We start from the raw sequence: 22,572 nt of genomic DNA, 5'->3' as shown, positions 1-22,572 counted from the left end.
GCGATTCGTGAATCGCCCCTCATTGTTCACCTTTTTAGTTAGCTATATGCATACAGGAAAAAGCCCTCGTCATGGTGATTGGGAGGGCTTTATCCTGTGGCGCAATTGGTAGCGCGAAGCGCGTCACCTTTTGCAGCGCGAAGCGCGTCACTTTTTGCAGCGCGCAGGCGTCAGCTTTTGCAACGTCAAGCAGTTCCGGCGGCCGCCAGCCGCCGGAACCTGAATTACATCAGCTTCGAAATATTCTGCGCAAACGCTACTGGGTCGTCGATGGGCATGCCTTCTACCAGGAGCGCTTGGTTGTACAGCAGGTCGGCATACAGGCGCACCTTGTCGGTGTCGCCGGCCTCTTGGGCGGTTTTCAGGGTTTCGAATACCGGGTGCTTGGCGTTCAGCTCCAACACGCGCTGGGACTTGATACCTTCGCCGCCGTCCGGGCCCTTCGACAGCACGCGCTCCATCTCAAGCGTCACGGGGCCCTCGGTGGTGATGCAGGCCGGCGCGTCGGTCAGGCGAGCGGACACCTCCACCTTCGTCACGGCATCACCCAGCGCGTCTTTCAGCGCCTTGAACAGGTTTTCGTTCTCCTTAGTGGCCTCTTCGGCTTCCTTCTTCTCGTCCTCGGTGGCAAAATCGAGGTCGCCCGACGCCACGTTCTTGATTTCCTTCGCGCCCTCGCCGTCCTCGTTCGCGCCGTAGTCGCGCATGGCGGTGAAGCAGAACTCGTCCACGTCCTGCGTGCACAGCAGCACGTCGTAGCCCTTACCCAGCACCGTTTTCACGATGGGCATCTTACCCAGGCGCTCCAGGGAATCGCCTGCGGCGTAGTAAATGGCCGGCTGATCTGCGGGCATGGCTTCCACGTACTCGGCCAGCGTCACCAGTTTGTCCTGCTTGGCGGAGTAGTACAGCAAAAGGTCGGCCAGCGAGTCCTTCTGCGCGCCGTAGCTGGCGTAGATGCCGTACTTCAGGCCACGGCCGAAGTCCTCGAAGAACGCCTCGTAGCCTTCGCGGTCGTTGTCGCGCATATCCTCCAGGTCAGACGTGATTTTCTTCTCGATTTTCTTCGCGATGGCGCGCAGCTGGCTGTTGTGCTGCAGCGTTTCGCGGCTGATGTTCAGCTGCAAGTCCTGGCTGTCCACCACGCCGCGGACGAAGTTGAAGTAGTCGGGCAGCAGCTCTTCGCACTTTTCCATGATGAGCACGTTGGAGCTGTACAGCGCGAGGCCCTTCTGATAATCTCTGCTGTACAGGTCAAACGGCGCGCGGCTGGGCACGAACAGCAGCGCGTCGTAGGACAGCGCGCCCTCCGCGTGCACGGAGATGGTGCGCGCCGGGTCGGCGAAATCGTGGAAGTCGGTCTTGTAGAATTCGTCGTATTCCTCTTGGCTGACCTCGGACTTGCGACGCTTCCAGATGGGGATCATGGAGTTCACCGTGTCCAGTTCGGTGTAGTTTTCGAACTGCGGCACGTAGTCGTCGCCGGCGTCATCGGGCTTGGGCAGCTCGCGCGACTTCGTCACTTCCATGCGGATGGGGTAGCGCACGTAGTTGCTGTAGCGCTTGACCAGGTCTTTCAGGCCGTATTCGGTCAGGTAGGTATCGTAGTTGTCCTCGTCGGTGTTGTCCTTCAGCGTGATGATGACGTCGGTGCCGTGCTCGGCGCGCTCGGCCGGCTCAATGCTGTAGCCTTCCACGCCGTCGCTTTCCCACACCCACGCCTCGTCTGCGCCGTAGGCCTTCGACACCACGCGCACGCTTTTGCCCACCATGAACGAACTGTAGAAACCCACGCCGAACTGGCCGATGATATCCACGTCGTCGCCCTGCGCCTCGCCGTTTTCCATCTTGAACGCCAGCGAATCGGAATGCGCGATGGTGCCCAGGTTGCGGTCGAGCTCGTCCTTCGTCATGCCGATGCCGCTGTCGGACACGGTGACGGTGCGCGCGTCTTTGTCGAAGCTCACCTGAATGGCCAGCTCATCCTTCGAAAGTTCAATGGACTTGTCGGTGAGACTCTTGAAGTAGAGTTTGTCCACCGCGTCCGAGGCGTTCGAAATGAGTTCGCGCAGGAAAATTTCGCGGTTCGTGTAGATGGAGTTGATCATGAGGTCGAGCAACTTTTTGCTCTCGGTCTTAAACTTGCGCATAGTGGCGTCGCTTCCTCTCTCGGGTACCTTCTTCATAGCGGCCGATCTGCCAGGAGTGCTAGCAGTCTCAGCCCGTGAGTGCTAACCAAGGATTTTAGTACGCCCACCAGCGTTGTCAAGCAACCCGCACAACGTTTGCAAAAAGAGAAGCTGCCCGGGCTCCCACTACCCGAGCAGCTTGCGTTTATTTATCGCGATAGTGCGAACCGCACTGGATAATTTCAATGCGACCTTCATAGATTCGATAGACAATACGATTGTTGTCATCAATACGTCGGCTCCACCATCCTGAAAGATTTTCTCTCAGCGGCTCTGGTTTCCCAATGCCCTCATAACCATTTCGATCAATGTCTTTTATAAGCGTATTAATCCTTTTCAACGTCTTGCGATCTTGCGTTTGCCAGTACACATAATCGGCCCACGCGTCATCATCCCAAGATTTAATCATTCTCATCCTCGATGAGTTCATGAGCAGTGCCGCCATTGCGCTCCATACGTTCTTTAGCCTTTACCAGGCGCTCTTGGTTGGCAGGGCTATAGAATGGATCCAGGTTATAGGAAACAACTTCAAACGGTAGACGACGCTCCCGCAGAACCGCTTTTGCAAACATGTTAATAGCGACAGAGGTGTTCATTCCTACGTCTGCGCAAAATGCTTCTAACCCTCTTTTGACCTCTTCATCCATACGAACACTCAAAGTTGTTTGCGCCATTGCCCTCACGCTCCTTTCACAATTAGTATATACCACGTATGATTTTTAATGCAACTTGTACATACAATGTAATATTTTTCGGACTCCTAAGTGCTTGAGCATCACAGAATGTAATGCTCTTACAAACGTAGTCTAGTGATTATCTGACGCTAGTATTGAGTCGTTGCCGCGCCACCTCAGCCAAATAGCAAACCAAATCGTCGCCAAATGAGAAAACAAAATGCTGCCAAATGAGAAAGTAAAAACGCGCCAAATGAGAAAGTGATATATCGCCAAATGAGAAAATACACAGATCAGGCAGGTGGTATAAAAAACTACCTACCTTCGCCGTGACAACCTTCCGAATATGCTGCGGGGGCTGCGCCTGTGTTTAGGATGGCAGAGGGGCTCGGTTGCAGACGCAGAGCCAGTGGGAGTTGGTGGCGCCGGCGTCGGGGCAGCCGACGCAGGGGGCCTCGCAGGTGCGTCGCGAGCGCGGGGCGTCGGTTGCAACAAGGGCGGCTTCGGCTGCTGCGGGGTCTACCTGCTGCTCCCCCGCGTTCGCCATCGCGCCCAGCACCAGCGCGGCGAACTGGCGCATGCCGCGGGCGGTGGGATGCGTGCCTTCCAGACCCTCGTAGTCGTAGCCGAGCGCGGCAACGTCGGCCACGTGGCAACCGGTGTGCGCAGCAGCCGCACGAATGGCATCGTTATAGCGGTCGAAGTGCACGCCACGCAAGTTGTATGCGAACGTGGAGCGCTCGCTGCCGACCATGCGACCGGGGCAGAGCGTGCAGCACCACACCTCGGCCTGGGGATACGCCGCGCGAATGCGCCCCAGCATGTGCTCGTACGCCGCGCCGAACCGCGCCGCGGCGCCGGCATCAGCCAGCCCAGGTTCGCGCGGCTCGATAGCCGCCAGGTCCAAGCACTCCGGAACCGCATTCCCGCGCCCGGCCGCCTGGGCGTCCGCCCCGCCCCATCCATAGTCGTTGATACCCATGAACACCAGCACCACATCGGGCTGCCGGCCATCGCGCGCAAGCGCCTCAATGCGCTCGGCGCTGTCGCCCGCCGGGAACCCAGCGCCCTCCACCATACTGCCGGAATACGACCCATTCGCCAGCAGTTCACCGTCAAGCGCCTCAATCACCTGAGCCCACCAGGTATCGCCCGGCGCACGCACACCCGTGGTCAAGCGGCGCTCACCCTCGTAGAACACCTGAAACCCCTCGGGGTTGCACCCCTCAAACGTGCTGATGGAATCCCCCAGCACCGACACGAGTCGCTTTGCCATGACCAACACCTCTACCCTTCGTCACAGGCGCACGCCGCGCGCCCGTCGTTATCAAACGCCCCCCATTCTACCTGAAGAAAAACACCAACCAGCAATCCTACTTGCCGGATCGTACCGATCCCTCGCACCTGTTAGCAGCGAGAGATTCCTCTTCAGCCAGCACCATTAGCTCTTCTTGAGAGTGAATGCCCATCTTCTTGTAGATGCGATAGATGTGGCTTTTCGCCGTAGGCACAGAAACAAACAACTTGTCGGCGATCGACCGCGCCGTTAGGCCTTCAAGCAGAAGGGCCAGCACCTCTGACTCCCGTGACGTAATGCCATAGCGCTCTTCCAGAACTTTAAGGTTCTTTTCCTCGCAGCAGAGCCTATCAGCCTCAGAGAATCGAAACGACGTGATGTCACTCGGTATAAGAGAAAGATAGGGCGAATCAACATAGCGAAAATAGTAGGCGTTCAAATTCGCTATCAGGCTTTTGATATACGGACTGTCAAGCACTTCTCGTTTCGCCGCAAAGCCTACCTCTAGATAATACGGGTCTTTCATCTGAACCGCTACAGTAGAATCATTTATTGGACCCATGATCTGGTGAAACGCAGGCACGAAGGTAATAGCCTCATCGTTTGCCACAACGCGAAACCGAAACGAACTGTCTTTCGTTGTCATGTAGATAGCATTCTTTCCAAACAGCTTTTCCGCAACGCGCTTAATATCTCCATCCGACGACACGATAGGACGGGAGAGAATATCGGCGTGGCTAAGCGAACGCTTAGCCGCTAACTCTGATTTTCGCGAAACCAGCACCTGGTCATACGATAGAAGATATGGTTGATATTCGAAACCATTTTGGCGGAGCTTATCAACAAGCAAAGCGTTACGTTCGTCATCTGGGCTGAACAGACAAAGAAGACCGAGGGCAACGCAATCGTCGTCCTCAGTCTTCTCTAGAAGATTGTCCACAACTTCCTGATTGTCACATTGGTAATACCGCGCATTTGCAAATATCTGCTCGAAGCTGTCGATGAGCGGACTAAACAGGGCCATATCGAACGCAACATTGTTGAGATACACAAGAACCGTTTTGTCCGACATGCCAGCCTCGCTCGAGCGAATTTCAGCCACCCGATCAATCATGCGTTGCTGAATACGCAGTATCTCCTTCGCATCATCCAACAAGGCCTCGCCGTATTTTGTTAAGACGTTTCGCCCTTGATGTTTCTGCAGCAATTGACACCCAAGGGTCGTCTCCAATACAGACAAGGATCTACTCATGCCTTGTGGAGTGATGAAATCCTCGTTTGAAGCCGCTGATATCGAACCCAATTTGGCCACATCAACAAAATATTTTAAGTAGTTGGTCTGCATTGTCCGCACCGTTCCTTGCGCTCGTCCGGACGCGTATCTGCGCCCGGACCTCATCGCCTCAAACGAGACCACATCACGCGCCATAATAGCACGCACTCAAAGCTCCGCACCTGACTATGGCAGCCCCAAGAATCCCGCAATGAGCGGCGTTAGCGTTACTGAAATAACCACCATTACTAAGCTTGGCACCCAGCCTGCCTTCGCCATATCGCCAAACGAAAAGTACTTCCTGTTGCTGGAGTATGACAGCAGCGGCACACCGTCGAGCGGAAGCATAAGAGCAATAGCCGACCACCAGGCCACCATAACGCAGGTGGCAGCGATACTGCCACCCATACTGGAGATGATGGTGGCGAAGGGTACGGCAATCAGTCCAGCGCAGGCAGGACCAGCGGGAATGACATTGTGCAGCAAACAAGCGATGATGGAGAGAGCCGTCATCGTCGCAATAAGCGGCCATGCCGTCATAGGCGACATAACTACAGTGACCAGCCACTGCGTGGCACCCGTGCCCATAAGGGCTGCTACCAACACGTTCACAGCCATCATAAGAAGCATCATGCCCCAGGGACTGTCCTCCAAAAAGTCATTGAACTGAATGGCGTCAATGCCTGGGAAGAACATGAAGCCAAGAGCAATCAGGCTGACCACGGTGATGTCGATACCAGGAATCCACGAACTAAGAATCCAAACTACCATGGTGACAAGCATAACGGCGAGGCCAGCTATTTCGTGCCGGGGGATTTTGCCCAACGACGACGCACGCTCAATACCAGCGTCAACAGCTTCCTGGGTAAGCGGTTCGGGCTTAAATATCTTCACCAGCGCAAACCAACCAGCAGGAATGGTGATAAGTGCCATGGGGAAGCCCATGGCAAACCATTCCACAAAGCTAATGGATACACCGAAGTTCTGTTGAATGAGCGTCATGGCCAACACGTTGATAATACAACCAGACGGAGTCATAGCACCACCAATGGCAGCTGCCCATGGAATACCAATGGCAATACATTTTGCGAAACCTGACTTGCGGCCCATAGGTGTCTTATTAGCATCCAATACGGAATAAGCTATTGGCAACATAACAGCGCAGAGTGGCAGGTTGTCCATGAGTGTGGAAATGAGCGCCGTACCCACCATGAAACCAATTAACACACGCGAAGAACTAGTACCTGCCCACCTCAGAATGAAGCCTGTCAAACGGACGGCCAAGGTTGAACGCGCAATAAAGCAGGCGAATGCGAAGCAGCATAAGTAAAAGACGATCGCGTTGTTAATGGATGCTGTCCACGCACTGGCGGCATCCATAATCCCAAGCAGTGGGATAAGGCCTACCATGGCCCATCCTGTCACAGCAATAGGCATAACCTCGGTCACCCAAAACACAATGGCAACCACAAAGATGACCAGTGACATCTTGCCGCCGAATGTCAGCCCCTCGGGGTTCGGAGTCAAGCCAACAGCAACTAACGCCGCAATGCCAACAAGGATGATCGCAAAGCGAATCATCGGCGTTTTCTTGCTCATCGCGCACCCCCATCCACGAATATGTCATCAAAAACAACGTCTTGATTGGTGCAGTCGGCGTCAAGTTCAATAGGTGCGTACCCGGCCGCCTCAATAAGCACCCGGTAACACTGCTTCTCACAGTCGTCATATTTGAAGTCGCCGAATTCGTCGGTCTCGAGACGGGCAACACACGTCCCATTTCCGTCGAGAATGCTTACGCTTGCGCCGATAATTACCTCATTTTGCGAGCGATCAGCCACTGTTCCAGCAATCCAGCGCTTCGGGCGATTCAGGTAATAGACGTGCGACCCACTCCCCGCCAATTCCTCAGCCACCGTTGCGACATCGAGTTCATCCTTAAAGTCGTCAAGTTCGCCATAGCGCAGGGCCCCCGTTGCACACACATCAACGCAACGCGGCTCGCTCCAACCATCATCGAGCAGATGGGCGCAGCCCGTACACTTCTGCGGTATATTCAGGCTCTCGTTCCAATACACCAACCCGAGTGGACATGCCTCGGCGATCTGCCGCTGCCCCTTTGCTTTTTCGGGGTCGATAATAACCAGTCCATCTTCACGACGATAGACCGCGCCATTCTCTGCCACCTTGAGGCAGGCGGCGTCATCACACATGCCGCAAAACACGGGAGTGTAGTTCACGCGAACCACGGGAACGCGACCGCGTTCTTGCTGATCTACTCGACACCAAAACTGACCAGTAGTCGGCTGTGGTTTCGCGTAGGGACTCCAATCGTTGTCGCAGTGCTCATCCTTGCAAGCAAGCTGACAATTGAAGCAACCATTGCACCTGTTCAAATCTACTACGAGGGCTTTCATTTCCCTTAGGCCTCCTCAATAAGGTAGTCGCGGACATCGGCGCCGTATTCAGGCTTGTAATGATTCCGGCCGAACTCAGCGGGGTATTGTGCGGCGAGCGCGAACACGTCCACCTTCTCAACGCCAGCCAAATAGCCCGACGTCACTTCGCCGCTGGCATTTTTTGAAGTGGTATGCGTAGGACAAATAAGGTTGATGTCGCCACCGCGGTCCAGTCCACCAATCCCTGGCACGATGACATCGCTGTTAGCACCATGATCCATATACACCACACCGGTCCGAACGCGTTCAGTCACGCGAGCTCCACCAAGAACTGCACCGCGCTCGTTAAACACCTTAACCACGTCACCTTTCTCGATACCAAGCGACGCGGCATCAAGAGGGTTAAGCCAAACCGGTTCGTAGGCATACCCATCTGGCCCAATAACTTTGCATGTTTCGATTTCGCGGAACCACTCAACATCGTCGAATTCCGCATGGACGCGCCAACGTGGATGGTTGGACTCCACCAGGAAAGGATATGCCTTTGCCCGTTCACTTGTACGCCGGTCGTCGTGTCCATCACCGGATTCGATCCAGTGCGCTACCGGGCCACGCACTTGATCATCTGGGAAGTGCTCAGCAAGCGAAGGCGAGTAGTACTCTATCTTGCCGGAAGGTGTCTCCAAGGGAAACAAGTCGGGGTTCTGCGCGAAACCAGACAGACCAGTCATCATATCCTGCCAGTTTTCAACGGTAGGAATAAGCTGATACTGGTTTTTCTCAAACTTTTCGAAGTCTTGCTCTTCAGCCGGTATACCGCACGCCTCGTACCCTTCCTTGATCTGCTGCTCAACAGTTTTGCCTTTGGTCATGCGATGCTTAACGTTTTCATAGACGTCACCATAGCGTTCCAACTTCTCGGCTACTGCCTGTACAGCTTCCCAGTCAGACTTCGCTTCGCCTACTGGCTCAATGGCAGCCTTTTCATAAATGACCGCATTCCATTGACCACTATCACAGTCGGTACCAAAGTCGCTTGTTTCAAACTTCGTACAAATGGGAAGCACAATGTCGGCGAAACGGGCGTCATCTTCAAACCAAGGTGCCTGCACTAAATAGAATTCCAGGTTGTCGCTACGCAGAGCATCCTGGTACTCGTAACCGCCGTTCAGGCTTGTGGTGAACGCAGGATTGTCCGACCAGAGCATCTTAATACCCGCATTGCCGTCAGTCGGGAAATCAAGCTTGATGAACTGGTCCGGTCGATCGTTCGCTGCCGTCCCATGGCCATACCAGCTGAATGACTCACCGCGCAACGCCTTGTGCACGTGGCATTTCGCTATCATGTGATCGGCATTGCTGCCGATAATCCAACCGTTATAGGCAGCCGCAGTGCTTGGCGCTAGTTTCGACGGCGGAATAGGGCTGCATGAGGTCATTCCGAACAAGGTCCACTCGATGAACTTCATGGAAATACGCCCCGGCTTGCCCACACCCTGCATGCCCAGCAGATACACCTCAAGACGTGCTGGTTCAGTTGCAAAAGCTGCGCGAATATATGATCCACCGTTGCAATGGGCGATGGAAACGTTGTGCTTTGCCCAATAACGCGCCAGCGCCTTAATGCGATACGCCGGAATACCACAGATCGGTTCGGCCCACTCGGGGGTCTTCGCCTCACCGTCCTCCGAACCTAACACATAGTATTCAAGCCAATCAAAGCCTATTGCGTGTGTCTCGATATACTCTTTGTCGTAGGTTCCTTCGGTTATCCACACATAGGCGATAGCCAACTGCAAGGCTGCATCGGTGTTGGGGTAAACAGGGAACCATTTGTCGGCGTGCACCACAGCCGTATAGTTACAATCGGGCGCAATAGCAATGTGCTTGATACCACAGTCGTCGAACCAATACGCCAACTTTGATGCCAGCTGACCGCCCCACGCCGACGTCGTAGTTTCCAGGTCGCAGCCCCAATACAACATGGCATCGCAGTTTTGCGCGATATCTTGAGCCGTATTTGTGGAATGGGTGTTTTGTCCCACCGGATCCATACCCCAGGCGTGCTTCGCACCCCAGTACCAGCCCTCCCAACTGTCAGGGTTACGCGCCTGAACGGTGTAGCCACCACAAAGCTCTAGCAGACGAGTCATGCATCCATGGGGCGCATGAATAGCCTTACTCTCTCCGTGGCCGTCGGCCTGACACAAGATTGAATAGGGGCCGTATTCATCGTGCACCCGCTTGATCTCGGCAGCAATGATTTGAGTTGCCTCGTCCCACGAGATGCGCACATACTTGCTCGTACCGCGCGTTTCAGGATGACGCTCGCCCTGAGGATCCCAGTCGATACGCTTCATTGGATAAGGCACACGGTTTTTAGAATACGTGCGCCGCTTGTACACCAGTGGGAAGGGCGGTGTGTACGTTTTCATACCCGGCTCGAACGTCGTGCCGTTGCGTCCTTCCAACGTCCAATAGTTCAGGTCTTCCTTGGTGTAATGCTCGTCAAAGTGCACGGGACGAATGCGAACGAGTTTGCCATCCTTTACATCGGCAGCAACTAGGTTCGCACCTCCCCCGCAGGCCTCAAGACCTAGGTTGTGGAAGACAGTTGTGTCCGCACTCTTCATACTACTTCCTCTCGTTTTTGGGGTTTGCTATAAACATCGGATCAGTACTCGAAACTGACTGATATGAGCAAGCTATCCAGCGGCACCCATCCACTAAATGCGCTGTTATACCCCATCAGCTTCTTGAGCAGCGCGTTCAGCCAGGCGCACCTCATGTACCTTGCGATCAGATTTCACAAACAAGATCACAGCAATAGCGGCAAGAACAGCAAGGGGAGCAAGGATGAACTGGGCGTTCGCTTGCCATCCGACAGCGGCAATAGTGGGCGATACCACATACCCGCCTACAACTTGCGCCACGCCAGTCGCGAACGCCATGGTAGCCAGGGCAAAGTCAGTCTTTTTCGGTTCAGGAACAAGCACCGGCGTAATTGCGCGAGTACCAGTAGGAACCAGCGCACCACACAAACCCATGATGACGCTGGCCGTCCAAGGACCAGTCATGTCCGTACCAGGCGTGAAGTAGAAGAAGCCCATGCATACGGCTACCAGCAAGTATCCAACAACGATCATCCATTTACGGAAGTTGAGTTTGTCAGCTACCACCCCGAAAGCAATACCCAAGGGAATGGAAATGATGGCCGTCCAGTTGGGTAGCATCGACGAATCAAAGACGCTTAAACCCTTAACGTTCTGCAGGAATGTCGGGTACAGCGTATTGATGTTGGCAACGTAATCAAACACCCACACAAAGAAGAACGCACACACAACGATGCCTGCCAACAGGAAGTTTTTACCCGCGCGCTTGCGACGAGAGGGGTCGCCATCTAAGAGTTCATTTTCCGGAATCGCCGGCATCTTACAACTGACCAGCAACCAGGCGATCGACACAACTTCCATGGCAATAGAAACGAACCAAATAGGATGCCAAGAGAATGCGACGGCTGCGCCACCCGCCGCTTCAAAGATCATCGGTGCGGTAAAGAATGCAATTACCACTCCAACGGGAGTCCACTGGGACCAGATTCCCATGCAGAGGCCTTGATTCTTGAGTGGGAATAAGCGCGGCATGATATTAGGGCCAATAACACAGATGAGTCCATAGGCAATGCCCTCAAGGGTGCGTCCGATAAGGAACAACGTGGTATCCGTCGCGAACACGCACACGAGCGACCCAAGAAGTTGGAGCACAGAGGTAACTACAATAGAGAATTTCACACCGAACCGCTGCATAATGAGCATGCCGGGATACGCCAGAATCATGCCAGCAATGGAGTAAACGCCCATTATCTGACTCAGCATATCAACTGACATACCCAGATCTGAGCCGATAAACTGGATAGCTGGCGCAGCTTTGAACTGGTTAAAGGTAGCCGTGAAACCGAGAAAGAATAATGCGGCAAAACACGTCCACCGCTCTACTGAACTCAGCTGCCGATCCTGAACCCCAAATTTTGCAATCGAAGAAACCATACACCCCTCCTCTTCGCATATCACTCCCCTGCGGATTGGGATCGAAATCGCAACAGCCCCCGCTGAAGCAATTGCTAGCGACCACCATGGATACGCTGGCTAACCCTTCAATCGCGCATTACCATGGTGTCAGAGGACGAAGGTCAAAGCCATAAACAAGGATTACGCTGGAGTTTAAGCATCTGTTTCAGTCTCATACTCTGCGGATAAGCAGCGTATGAGACTGTTTGTGAGTAGGCTTTTGATCTGGTAAAATGCCATCTGTTTCGGCTATAGCCGAAACTGAATTGGCACTCTAGACAGCGAGAAAATGGTACGCAAAACAGAGTGCGCACGCTCAAGCAGTATGAATTCTTCGCTACTTTTCGGTGGTCGCCGCTGCAGCAGGAATAGTTTCCCCAGCCGCCCGCGTGCGTTTGCTTGTTAGCAGCGCTTCCACTCCCACCGCGGCAATGCCGGCCCAGATGAGGGCGAAGCAGACACCGTGGGCTACCGTGAATTGTTCGCCGAAGAAGGCCACAGCTAGCACCAACGCAATAGTGGGGCTCACGTATTGAATGAACCCGAGCACGGTCATGGAAATACGGTTCGCCGCGGCCGAGTACAGCAAAAGCGGAATGGCGGTCAAAATGCCGCAACCTATCAGCAGAGCAAAGTCGCCCGCCGGCGACAGCACGGCAATAGCGTCGGGCGTGGCAGGTGTGAGCTGCCAGATCCACGGGGCCACTGCGCCCACGGCCAGGGCCGCAATACCCAGCATGCCCGTGAGCAGCGACTCGAACGCCATGCCGGGCAGCGCCGGATAGCCGCCCTTTTTCTTCACCGCGCCGTACACGCTGAAGGTGAGCGCCAGGGCGAACGCAATCCAAATGTCGCCGCCGTGCACCACCATGAAATGCCCCACCCCCACTGCGGCCAGCACCGTTGCCAGTTTCTGCATAGGCGTGAGGCGCTCCTTGAACACCAGCAGCCCGAGAGCAATGTTGCAGAGCGGACACAGGTAGTAGCCGATGCTCGTTTCCAGCAAATGCCCGCTGTTGGCGGCCCACACGTACACGCCCCAGTTGCAGGTCACAATGAGGCCGGATGCCAGAAACGTCCGCACGGCGCGCCGGTCGCGGAACAGGTACAGAAACCGCGTGCGTTTCACCACCACGCAGAGCGCTACCACAGCCACACACGACCACACCATGCGCCACGCCAACACCTCCAGCGCCGGCACCGCAGACAGCAGCTTCCAATACACGGGCATGACGCCCCATAGCAAATAGCAACCGAGTCCTTGGAGGAACCCGGTGCGGTCGGTTGCAGTCTCGGTTTGCTGAAGTTCGTTCGTGCTCATCGTTCGGTTCGCCGCTTTCAGAGGATAGGAGGGTCGTTCGATCGCGAAATGTTTCCCGCGTATTCTAGCGCATCACCCCGCGCCGAGGCGCGCGAACGGCCACGGAGGTCGCGCCGTAGCTGGTGGCTGGTACGGACGGTGCCACCTGTGCCGGGTACCACTGCCGTCGGCGGCACCCGGGCGACCATTGCGAAACAACCTGAGCCCCACGCGTGAAAACGCGGTATCGTGGGTGCATCATCGCCGCATCGATCTGCGGCAACGCGGAGAGGAGTCCTCGTGAACCAGCCAAAAGCCAACAAAGCCAACGCCACCCTGCACGTGATCGAAGGACACCTGCCCGTTGCTGAGACGGTCAGCCGCCTCAAAGCCGCGCTGGCGGCGCGCTCTATCCCCGTATTCGCCACGTTCAACCACGCCGCAAACGCCACGGAAGCCGGCCTCGACCTGCGGCCCACAACGGTTGTAGTGTTCGGCGCGCCCGCGGTGGGCACCGCCCTCATGCAGGCCGATCAGCGCATCGCGATTGAACTGCCCTTGCGCATAGCGGTATGGGAAGACGAAGCTGGCCGCACGCAGATCGCCTTCACCAACATGCAAGCCTTGGCGGCCCGCTACGACCTAGACAGCCTGCCCGCCATTCCCAAGATGCAAGCGCTGCTGGAAGCCCTAGCGACCGAAGCGGCGGGCACCCAGTAAACCGAGCAGCGTAGCGAGCCCGCATGCCCGCACACGTCACGCTGATGCGCGCCGCTACGCCATGCCCAGCCAGACGGCGAATTTCGGCACATAACCCATGACGAAAATCACCAGGATCAGCACCGGGATGCCGAACTTCAGCCATGGCTTTGCCCAGGCGGGGAAGCGCGCGCCGGTGCCGGTGTCAGCTTCGGCGAGGAAGTTGTCCCAGCCCCAGCCGCTCTTCGTCACGCAGAACAGCACGTACAGCAGGCTGCCCAGCGGTAGCAGGTTGTTCGACACGATGAAATCCTCGATGGACTGAATGTCGCCGATGGCAGGAATCTGCACGCCCGCCAGCACGTTAAACCCAAGCGCGCACGGCAGGCTAAGCACGGTCACTATGAGGGCGGTGCGCGCCACGGCCGTGCGGCGCGACCAGCCCCACTTATCCATTGACCAGCTAATAAGGTTCTCGAACACCGCGATGATGGTGGACAGCGCGGCGAAACTCATGAACACGAAGAACAGCGCGCCCCACAGCTGCCCCAGCGGCATCTGCGCAAACACGCTCGGCAGCGTGACGAACACGAGCCCCGGACCGCTGCCGGGTTCCACGGCGAACGCGAAGCACGCCGGGAAAATGATGAGGCCCGCCATAAGCGCCACCGCCGTGTCCAGCCCGCAGATGCGCAGCGCCTCGCCCGTGAGCGAGCGCTCCTTGCCAATGTAGCTGCCGAAAATTTCCATGGCCGAAATGCCCAGCGACAGCGTGAAGAATGCCTGACCCATGGCCGCGAACACGGCATCGCCAAACGTTGCCCACTGCTCGGCGGGCGTCGCGCCCGCGAACAGCTTGCCAAAGTCGGGGATGAGATAGAACTCGAGGCCCGCCATGCCGCCCGGCAGCGTAACTGCGCGCACCACCAGCACCAACATAATGCCCAACAGGCACACCATCATCACTTTGGTAATGCGCTCGACGCCCTTTTGCAGGCCCAGGCTGCACACCAGAAAGCCCAGCACAATCACCACGAGCATCCAACCCACCAGTTCAGTGGGGTTCGCCAGCATGTCGTTAAACACCGCGCCCACGCCGGCACTATCCAGGCCGTTGAACGCGCCGGTGGCCATCTTCACCACGAACGACAGCATCCAGCCACCAACCGTGGTGTAGAACATCATGAGCACCATGCACCCAATATAGCCCCACCACGAGAACCAGTGCCACTTCCGCGACGGCTGCAGCGTGTCGAACGCCTGCGCCGCGCTTTTCTGGCTGGCGCGGCCCACAGCGAACTCCATCACCATCACGGGCAGGCCCAAAATAACGAGAAACACCAGGTACATCAGCACAAACGCCGCACCGCCATACTCGCCAGTGATATAGGGAAAGCGCCAGACGTTCCCAAGGCCAATGGCGCAGCCGGCCGAAATCAGGATGAACCCCAGCCGCGATCCAAACCGCTCGCGCTTCGCGCCGCTTGGCGCGCCCTCCATTGCGCCCGCACTTGTTCCTGGCTCCACCTTCGCCATTACCATGCCTTCCCCGTTATGTCTTGTACAAAATTGCCGTTGGCAAAACGTTGCAATTGTATACCAAGTAACGTGGCACGAAAACGCTTAATGTGGCACGAAAGGCAGTTGACCTGCCTGCGGCCGCGAGGTACTTGTTATCGCTCCCGATGATTTCTTGTTGCGAAGGCGAAGGCCCACATGAGGGGTAGGAGGCCGATGAGGGGCATGAGGTAGCGCAGGTGGCCGTTCAGCGGGCCAGCCAAAACGGTGAGCAGCAGCATGGCTGCGGGGAGGCACACCACGAGGCCCTCCCATCGGCGCGCGTGCGCTAGGTAGGCCACCAGCAGCACAAACAGCCACACGTAAGGTGCCGGCGAGTAGAGGAATGCCAGCACGGGGGTTTCCAGCGTACCCTGTACGGCGGCTGATGCGGCGTCCACCACCGACGCGGGCATGAGGTAGGACACGTCGTAAGTGAGGTTGATAGGCTCGCCAATCTGCTCAAGCAGCAGCACGGGGCGCGTGCCCTCGCAGTCGATGATTTCGCCCGGATAGAAGTAGGCGTACGTATTCGCCACCGTGGCCTCGACGTAGGTGAGCGGGTGGCGCAGCCCCATGGACGCCCAGGCCACAAGGTAGGTTTTGAGCGCGTCGGGATGCTGCTCGGCGTAGTCGAAGCTGCCTTCCACCTTGCTGTTGTGCAACTTGTACGTTTCCTTCACCGGGTCGGACAGATGAGGGTCGTACAGCTGCGGCAACTGGTCGAAGGGTAGCACGGCATCGATAGCCTGGCGCTCTTCGGGGGTCACGTCGTCCGGATGCTCCAGCAGGCAGCGCGCCGTCTGCTGGAAGGGGATAGACAGCATCTCTTTTTCCTCGCGCATGTCCACCCCGGCGGCGGGATAGATGAAGCTGGTCAGCGCCACATACACAAGAGCAACGCCCGCCAGCACGGCTGCGGCGCGCGGCCACACCGGGCGTGGCGCGCGTGGTGCACGCGGCACACGCGCATGACGGCCTCGCACGGCAAGCAGCACAGCCAGAGCCAGAAGCGTGGGGGCTACTATATATATACCGTTGTTGCGCGTGAGCGCCACCAGCGCGGCGGCCACCCCCAGCAGTGCCCACTGCCACACGGTAGCAGGCTGCTGCGACGACGCAATTATCACACGCGTAAGGGCAAGCGCGAACAGCGCCAACACGGCGCAGAACAAAGTGTCCTTGATGACATCCTGCACAAGCACGCCCCACGCAGGGAACAGGGCGAAGTACAAAGCGGCTACCACGGCCACAGCCAGCGGCAAACCCAGCGTGCGCGCCTGCTTGATGATGGCGGCATACGCCCAGGCCAAAGCCAGCGTTTGCAGCACCACAATAAGGAACAGCCCCAAGTTGTCAGGCCCCACCATCCGCGCGGCATTCATGATGCCGCCATACAGCAGGTTCATGAGCACCGGGTGGTGGTTCTCCAGGCGCGTGTCGGTGGTGAACTGGTTGAGGCTGCGCGCGCCGTCGTACGTGAGCGAGCCCGGCGCGAATACCACCAGGTACACGCCCCACGAAACCAGCAGCAGCGCCAGCACGCAGCCGAATAGGTGCTTATCGAGGAACGCCACAGCAGGGTTGCGAGTTGGCAGGTGCACTTGGCGCGCCGCGCCAGCGCTGGGCGACCGCACGCCACCGTCAGCGTAAGCCCGCGCACGCCGCGCCGCACGCCGGTCCAAACACTCAAACAGCACATTCGCCACCACGCCAAACACCAGCGCGTACAGCACGAACTTCGCCACGGAGACGCCCATGCGCCCCCAGCCGCCGATGATCTGCGAGAAGTCGCCCACTTCCGCAAAGCTCTGTCCCACCAGCATACACAGCGCGAAGAAACATCCCACTACCACGGCCGACGGCAGCACGCGCCACCCTTTCCCCTTAGGGGCAGGTGCGCGGTGCGCGGCAACGCGGGTATGTTTCGCAGGGCTCTCGTTCATGGTGCGTCTAGTTTCCCCTAAAACGCGCTTTCGCGCACCCCCTCCCGCCATTTTCCACGGAGTCGCCCCAAGCCAAGGCCACGAACCCGCGTCAACCGCCCCCCTGCCGCTTTCCCGCGAGTCCACTCGAACGGGCGCGGCCGCCGGTTCGTCGTGTACGTGTGGTCTTTATTCTGATAAAGTAGGTGCATCTCACCGGGTCGCCCTCGCTTTTTCGGCGCGCCAGCGCGTTGAAAATACCGCAGGGGGGAAGACAACCGAGCGGCGCCCGGAACGGAGAAATCGTCGCACCAACCGCTTCAAGAAACGAAAGAGAGGAGAGGGTATGAGCAGCACACTGGCTCAGAAGTTCAAAAACGTGGGCCCGGGCGCGCTCGTGGCCGCTGGTTTTATTGGCCCCGGCACCGTTACCACCTGCACGGTCTCAGGCGCCAGCTACGGCTACACCATGCTATGGGCGCTTCTGTTCGCCACCGTTGCCACCATCATTTTCCAAGAGATGGCGTCGCGCGTGGGCATTGTCTCGGGCAAGGGACTGGGTGAAAACATTCGCGATCGTATTCCCAACAAGGCACTCATGTGGATTGCTATCGTGATTGTTATCATCGCCATTTTTGTGGGCAACATCGCGTACGAAACGGGCAACATCACGGGCGGTATTCTGGGTATTCAGGCTGTTATGCCTGATATGCCGCTGATTCCCATTGTTATTGTGCTGGGCGTGCTGGCCTTCATCGCCATGTGGATTGGCTCGTACAAGGTGGTGGAAGTCATTTTGACGGCCATCGTCGTGTTCATGGGCGTGGTGTTCTTCGTGACCGCCATCGCGTCGAGCCCGGACTGGGGTGCCATCGCTACCGGCCTGTTTGTGCCCACGCTGCCCGAGGAAGGTTCGAAGGGCATCCTGACGGCGGTGGGCCTCATTGGTACCACCATCGTGCCATATAACCTGTTCCTGCACGCATCCGGCGCGTCCGAGCGCTTCAAGGACCCCGAGCAGGTGTCCGACGCGCGCTTCGACACCATCCTCAGCATTGGCCTGGGCGGCATCATTTCCATGGCCATCCTCGTGTGCGCCGCCGCCAACATTTACGGCACCGACACCGTGGTGACAAACGGCAAAGACATGGCGCTGGCGCTGCAGCCGCTGCTGGGTTCGTGGGCCACGTGGATGATTGGCCTGGGCCTTCTGTGCGCCGGCTTCTCAAGCGCCATCACGGCGTCGTTCTCGGCTGCGTATGCGGTGAACGGCGTGCTAGGCTGGAAGAAGACGACGAAGGATCTGCGCTTCAAGCTGATCTGGATCATCGTGCTTCTGGCGGGCTGCATCATGGCTATCGCGCTGGGGAAGAGCCCGACCGAACTCATCCTGGTGGCGCAGGCGGCCAACGCCATCCTGCTGCCCATCATGGCGTTCTTCGTGATCTACTGCGCGAACGGCAAAGACCTGGGCAAATGGCGCAACCACATCTTCGCGAACTGCGCGGGCGTCGTGATTATCATCATCACGCTATTCATGTGCTACCGCAACATGTCCAGCTTTATCACGTCGCTGCAAGGGCTGCTGGGGATGTAAGTCTGGCTTTTGGTTGTTCAAAGTATGTCGAAGGGCCCTGCCACGCGGGGCCCTTTTTTGTTGCAACACTTGTTGCTCGTTGGGAGGGCTGCAACTCCCGCTACGCAATAGAGTGACGCGCTTCGCGCTGGCTAATACGCCAGGATGTTATGCGCCTCCCCACCACTATGACGAGGGCATGCTCTCCCATGGTTAACGTACTTGTTTGGCCATCTCCGTAGGGGTGCTCTCAGCGACGGCGCGTAGCGCCTAGTCCCTTTAGGGAAGCACCCGCTCCGCCGAAGGCGGAGAATCCAACCGTGACCTGCGTTTTCGCGCTTTGCGCGAACGGGTGCTCTGGAGAGCACCCCTACGGAGGTTATGCCTTTTGTAAGGTCTTGCTTTCACGTCGGTCAGCCCGCGTCATAAAGCAAGGGACGCGAGAAACACTTGGCGTAATCGGCAGCGCGAAGCGCGTCACACTTTATGTTCGAGGCGTGCCTGCCCCCTACCAGCAGGGGGCGTAGCGGGATTTGAGGCCTTGGAGGGGGATGGGGACTTCTATGAGGGTGATGCCGGGGGTGCCCAGTGCGTTTTTGTAGGCGGCGTCGAACTCGGCGAGTGACCTGGTGCGCTGGTACCGCACAGCGAACGCCTGGGCCGCAGCTTCGAAGTTCACGTCTTGCGGGGTGAGGAACAGGCGCTCGAAGTAGGCGTCTTCCGACTTCTGGGGCAGCATGTCGAAAATGGCACCGCCGTTATTGTTCAGCAGCACAATAATGATGCTGGGAGCGCTGCCACCTGCGGCGCGCTGCACGCGCAGTTCGCGCTGGAGCGCGAGGGCGTTCAGGTCGTGCAGCAGCGTGAGGTCGCCGGTGAGGAAAGTGGTTTGCGCGAATGACTGCGCCGCGCCAAGCGCCGTGGACGTGGTACCGTCGATGCCGTTGAGCCCGCGGTTGCAGAGCACAGTCAGGCGCTTCTCGCCTTTCAGATAGAACGTGTCGAGCGCGCGAATGCTCATAGAGTTGGCCGCGAACAGGCACGACTCTTCAGGCGCGAGCTCAAGGATGCGGCGGACAAACGAGCCCTCGAAACCTTCTTCCTGGTTGCCTGCCGCGACGATGCGCTCGCGCGCGGCATCGTTGGCAGCTGTCCAGGTATCGGCGAATTCACAGGAGATTGATGCCTCCGCTGGCGCTGCCGCGCACAGCGAGCGCGCGAACGCGACCGGTTCGCACGGAACGTACACGTCGGTAGCCGCATTGCAGTCGCGCGTTTCCAGCGGATCTACCACCACCTGCAACGCCCCACAGGCGGCGGTGAACTGCGTAGCCTTCTTCGACACCGGATAGCGGCCGAACCGCACAATGACCTCGGGTATTAACTCGTCTGGAGCCTCGCCGCCCACACTCAGCAAGCTGTCGTAATTGTCGATAACAAGCGCGTCGTCGAAGCGACGCAGGCCCGAAAGCGGGTCAGCCAGAAGCGGTAGGTTGAACGCGTGTGCCCACGCCAGTACGTCACGCGCCTCAGCATCGGTCGCACACGTGCCTTCCCCCGCCAGCGCGAGCGCGCGACGGCCCGCAAGCAGTTCAGCCACACGCGCAATCGCATCCGGCGCCAGCTGCTGCGAAACAGGAACGAATGTTTCACGTGAAACATTCGGCCGACGCCCCGCCTCGAACAGGCCTTCCACTGAAAAATCGGGCTTCAACGGTTCATCAAACGGAAAATTGAGGTGCACGGGCCCGCCAAGGCACGCACCCGCGATGCGCGACTCAGCCGCCTCAGCAGCCCCACCACCAGCAGCAATCACCGCTTCCCGCGCAGCCTGGCGCGCAAACGCGAGCGCCGCAGCGTCAGCCGTCGGCAGCGGCATCTGGCGAAACGCACGCACGTGATCGCCAAAGGCTTTCAACTGGTCACAGGTCTGCGGCGCACCCAACTCTTGCAGCCGTGGCGGGCGGTCGCCCGTCAGCACCACCAGAGGCACACGCGAGGACTTCGCCTCCATCACCGCCGGATAGTAGTTCGCCACGGCCGTCCCCGACGTGCAGATCACGGCCGCCGGTCGACCACTCGCCTTCGCCATCCCCAGCGCGAAAAACGCCGCGCCGCGCTCGTCCACGTCCACGAACAGGCGCAACCGCTCGGGCGCACGGCGCGACAACTCGTAAGCTGTCATGGCTAGCGGCGTCGACCGCGACCCCGGACTCACCACCACATCGTACACGCCCCACCGCGTCAACTCGTCAAAAAACGCGCCCAGGAAGAGGGCAGTCGTCGCCGGATCAGCGGCGCTCATCGTGCGTCACCTTCTCCGTCGAAAGCGCTCAGGATGGTGCGGAGTTTGGCGGAGATTTCGTCGTATTCGTCATCGGCGACGCTGCCGGCCACGATGCCGCAACCGGCGTAAACCCAGCCGATCTCGCCGTCGAACACGCCCGTGCGCAGCGCCACTGAGAACTCGCCGTCGCCGTCGCCGTCCACGTAGCCGCACGCGCCCGCAAAGAAACCGCGGTTGTACGTCTCAATGCCGCGAATGAGCATCTTCGCCTCGCCCACCGGCGTGCCGGCCACGGCGGGCGTCGGGTGCAGGTCGCCCTTCATCTCCCACAAATCCACGCCCTCCAGCACACGGGCGCGCGCGGGCGTGCACAGGTGCTGCACGTGCGTGAGCGGCAGAATACCCGGCTCAGCGGGCACTTCCACGTCGTAACACGTGCGGCGGAACACCTCGCGGATGAACTGCACCACATAGTCGTGCTCGGCGCGGTTTTTCGCATCGGCCATGAGTTCGGCCGCCAGGCGCTCGCCTTCCTCCGACGAGCCGCCCGCGGGGCACGTGCCCGCTAGACACATGCTCTCCAGCTGCGTGCCTTGCTTGCGTACCAGCAACTCGGGCGTGCAGCCGCAGAAGAACACGTCGGCATAGCGATACAGCAGCACCGTGCCGCGCGCCGGGCCGTCAATAAGGTTCACCAGCAAATCTTTCGACGAAAAGGGGTGCTCAGCCACCAGTTTCTGGCGCCGCGATAGCACCACCTTGTCCACGCGCCCCTCGTCGATGGCCGCAAGCCCTGCCCCCACAGCATCGCGCCACGCCTCGCGCGAGTCAACTTCCAACCGATAGGGAATCGACGTGCGCTGACGCGGCGGCGCGGCCAGCGCCTGGCGCTCGAACCGCTCGATGCGCCCGGCGTACACCGGGCCGAGCGAGTTCACCTGCAGAAGCGTGCCGCGCTCGTTCTCGATGAGCACAATCTCCGGCAGCATAAACTTCAGCCGTGGGAACGCCTCGAACAGCTCATCGGTGGGCGCGGGGTTCTCCGCGTCAAAGCGATTGAACGAGAAAAAGATGGGTGGCTGCGCCACCGGGCCCTCCAGCTCGCTTTCGGCGTCGTCGAGCGTGGGCAGCGCGATACAACGCCCCAGCCCCAAGTAGCGGCAGGCGCGCTGTTTGTCGTAATAGACGAACTGGTCGGTGAAGCCCTTCTGCAACGTGCAAAACGCATCAACCACGTCGGCTGCAATCGGCCGCGTGTGCGAGAATATCCTGGTCATCATGCCCCCATCTGCGCGCTCGCCCGGAACGCGCAACCGCAAGCAACTTCAT

16 protein-coding genes are annotated in these 22,572 nt (G+C 58.3%); 2 read left to right on the top strand and 14 right to left on the bottom strand.

What is annotated here, in order from left to right; genetic code table 11:
- Positions 1-224 precede the first annotated feature (224 nt).
- From htpG to rarD, 10 genes are all read right to left on the bottom strand, one after another.
- Complete coding sequence (gene htpG / locus QNJ86_RS05005) at positions 225-2,150, bottom strand: molecular chaperone HtpG (protein ID WP_283831497.1); 1,926 nt, start codon at positions 2,148-2,150, stop codon at positions 225-227.
- Between the two features lie 184 nt (positions 2,151-2,334).
- Positions 2,335-2,634, bottom strand: coding sequence for a Txe/YoeB family addiction module toxin (locus tag QNJ86_RS05000; RefSeq protein ID WP_283831496.1), 300 nt, complete (start codon positions 2,632-2,634; stop codon positions 2,335-2,337).
- Positions 2,591-2,863: a type II toxin-antitoxin system RelB/DinJ family antitoxin gene (locus tag QNJ86_RS04995; RefSeq protein WP_283831495.1), complete on the bottom strand. Its 273-nt coding sequence runs from the start codon at positions 2,861-2,863 to the stop codon at positions 2,591-2,593. The genes QNJ86_RS05000 and QNJ86_RS04995 overlap by 44 nt, the downstream gene beginning before the upstream one ends.
- 370 nt (positions 2,864-3,233) lie before the next feature.
- Positions 3,234-4,139, bottom strand: a complete 906-nt coding sequence (locus tag QNJ86_RS04990; RefSeq protein ID WP_283831494.1) for an SGNH/GDSL hydrolase family protein — start codon at positions 4,137-4,139, stop codon at positions 3,234-3,236.
- Between the two features lie 97 nt (positions 4,140-4,236).
- Positions 4,237-5,505, bottom strand: a complete 1,269-nt coding sequence (locus QNJ86_RS04985; RefSeq protein WP_283831493.1) for a LuxR C-terminal-related transcriptional regulator — start codon at positions 5,503-5,505, stop codon at positions 4,237-4,239.
- A gap of 114 nt (positions 5,506-5,619) precedes the next feature.
- Positions 5,620-7,032: an SLC13 family permease gene (locus tag QNJ86_RS04980; protein WP_283831492.1), complete on the bottom strand. Its 1,413-nt coding sequence runs from the start codon at positions 7,030-7,032 to the stop codon at positions 5,620-5,622.
- Positions 7,029-7,850 (bottom strand): 4Fe-4S dicluster domain-containing protein, encoded by an 822-nt coding sequence (locus tag QNJ86_RS04975; RefSeq protein ID WP_283831491.1) that lies wholly within the window; start codon positions 7,848-7,850, stop codon positions 7,029-7,031. Before QNJ86_RS04975 ends, QNJ86_RS04980 begins: the two co-directional genes overlap by 4 nt.
- A gap of 5 nt (positions 7,851-7,855) precedes the next feature.
- A complete protein-coding gene (locus QNJ86_RS04970; RefSeq protein WP_283831490.1) occupies positions 7,856-10,465 on the bottom strand; it encodes a molybdopterin-dependent oxidoreductase in 2,610 nt (869 codons plus the stop codon).
- A 105-nt stretch (positions 10,466-10,570) separates the two neighbouring features.
- The gene (locus tag QNJ86_RS04965; protein ID WP_283831489.1) at positions 10,571-11,878 is read right to left on the bottom strand and encodes an MFS transporter; all 1,308 of its coding nucleotides are present in this window, start codon (positions 11,876-11,878) and stop codon (positions 10,571-10,573) included.
- Between the two features lie 358 nt (positions 11,879-12,236).
- Complete coding sequence (gene rarD, locus QNJ86_RS04960; protein ID WP_283831488.1) at positions 12,237-13,220, bottom strand: EamA family transporter RarD; 984 nt, start codon at positions 13,218-13,220, stop codon at positions 12,237-12,239.
- 279 nt (positions 13,221-13,499) lie between these two features.
- Between rarD and QNJ86_RS04955 the strand changes: the two genes are divergently transcribed.
- Positions 13,500-13,919 (top strand): DUF302 domain-containing protein, encoded by a 420-nt coding sequence (locus QNJ86_RS04955; RefSeq protein WP_283831487.1) that lies wholly within the window; start codon positions 13,500-13,502, stop codon positions 13,917-13,919.
- Between the two features lie 54 nt (positions 13,920-13,973).
- Here the strand turns inward: QNJ86_RS04955 and QNJ86_RS04950 are convergent, their stop codons facing one another.
- Both QNJ86_RS04950 and QNJ86_RS04945 read right to left on the bottom strand, forming a co-directional pair.
- Positions 13,974-15,434 carry a sodium-dependent transporter gene (locus tag QNJ86_RS04950; protein ID WP_420052778.1) on the bottom strand — a complete coding sequence of 487 codons (1,461 nt, stop codon included), beginning with the start codon at positions 15,432-15,434 and terminating at the stop codon, positions 13,974-13,976.
- Positions 15,435-15,571: 137 nt separating this feature from the next.
- On the bottom strand, positions 15,572-17,326 hold the full coding sequence (locus QNJ86_RS04945; RefSeq protein WP_283831486.1) for a DUF6020 family protein: 1,755 nt from the start codon (positions 17,324-17,326) through the stop codon (positions 15,572-15,574).
- A 400-nt stretch (positions 17,327-17,726) separates the two neighbouring features.
- Between QNJ86_RS04945 and QNJ86_RS04940 the strand changes: the two genes are divergently transcribed.
- The gene (locus QNJ86_RS04940; protein WP_283831485.1) at positions 17,727-18,977 is read left to right on the top strand and encodes an Nramp family divalent metal transporter; all 1,251 of its coding nucleotides are present in this window, start codon (positions 17,727-17,729) and stop codon (positions 18,975-18,977) included.
- A 487-nt stretch (positions 18,978-19,464) separates the two neighbouring features.
- Here QNJ86_RS04940 and menD read toward each other — a convergent pair whose 3' ends face one another.
- Positions 19,465-21,261, bottom strand: coding sequence for a 2-succinyl-5-enolpyruvyl-6-hydroxy-3-cyclohexene-1-carboxylic-acid synthase (gene menD / locus QNJ86_RS04935; protein WP_283831484.1), 1,797 nt, complete (start codon positions 21,259-21,261; stop codon positions 19,465-19,467).
- A complete protein-coding gene (locus QNJ86_RS04930) occupies positions 21,258-22,562 on the bottom strand; it encodes an isochorismate synthase (protein ID WP_283831483.1) in 1,305 nt (434 codons plus the stop codon). Before QNJ86_RS04930 ends, menD begins: the two co-directional genes overlap by 4 nt.
- Between the last annotated feature and the right edge of the window lie 10 nt (positions 22,563-22,572).

This window comes from Gordonibacter faecis, assembly GCF_030077735.1.
In the GTDB taxonomy this organism is placed as follows: domain Bacteria; phylum Actinomycetota; class Coriobacteriia; order Coriobacteriales; family Eggerthellaceae; genus Gordonibacter; species Gordonibacter faecis.
This window is presented reverse-complemented; position numbering and strand designations above follow the sequence as displayed.

Excerpts from the sequence above, each read along its gene's own strand:
- QNJ86_RS05000 (WP_283831496.1), bottom strand. The coding sequence starts at position 2,634 with ATGGCGGCACTGCTCATGAACTCATCGAGGATGAGAATGATTAAATCT.
- htpG (WP_283831497.1), bottom strand. The coding sequence starts at position 2,150 with ATGCGCAAGTTTAAGACCGAGAGCAAAAAGTTGCTCGACCTCATGATC.
- QNJ86_RS04940 (WP_283831485.1), top strand. The coding sequence starts at position 17,727 with ATGAGCAGCACACTGGCTCAGAAGTTCAAAAACGTGGGCCCGGGCGCG.
- QNJ86_RS04990 (WP_283831494.1), bottom strand. The coding sequence starts at position 4,139 with ATGGCAAAGCGACTCGTGTCGGTGCTGGGGGATTCCATCAGCACGTTT.
- rarD (WP_283831488.1), bottom strand. The coding sequence starts at position 13,220 with ATGAGCACGAACGAACTTCAGCAAACCGAGACTGCAACCGACCGCACC.
- QNJ86_RS04965 (WP_283831489.1), bottom strand. The coding sequence starts at position 11,878 with ATGGTTTCTTCGATTGCAAAATTTGGGGTTCAGGATCGGCAGCTGAGT.
- QNJ86_RS04985 (WP_283831493.1), bottom strand. The coding sequence starts at position 5,505 with ATGCAGACCAACTACTTAAAATATTTTGTTGATGTGGCCAAATTGGGT.
- QNJ86_RS04975 (WP_283831491.1), bottom strand. The coding sequence starts at position 7,850 with ATGAAAGCCCTCGTAGTAGATTTGAACAGGTGCAATGGTTGCTTCAAT.
- QNJ86_RS04950 (WP_420052778.1), bottom strand. The coding sequence starts at position 15,434 with ATGGCGAAGGTGGAGCCAGGAACAAGTGCGGGCGCAATGGAGGGCGCG.
- QNJ86_RS04995 (WP_283831495.1), bottom strand. The coding sequence starts at position 2,863 with ATGGCGCAAACAACTTTGAGTGTTCGTATGGATGAAGAGGTCAAAAGA.
- menD (WP_283831484.1), bottom strand. The coding sequence starts at position 21,261 with ATGAGCGCCGCTGATCCGGCGACGACTGCCCTCTTCCTGGGCGCGTTT.
- QNJ86_RS04980 (WP_283831492.1), bottom strand. The coding sequence starts at position 7,032 with ATGAGCAAGAAAACGCCGATGATTCGCTTTGCGATCATCCTTGTTGGC.
- QNJ86_RS04970 (WP_283831490.1), bottom strand. The coding sequence starts at position 10,465 with ATGAAGAGTGCGGACACAACTGTCTTCCACAACCTAGGTCTTGAGGCC.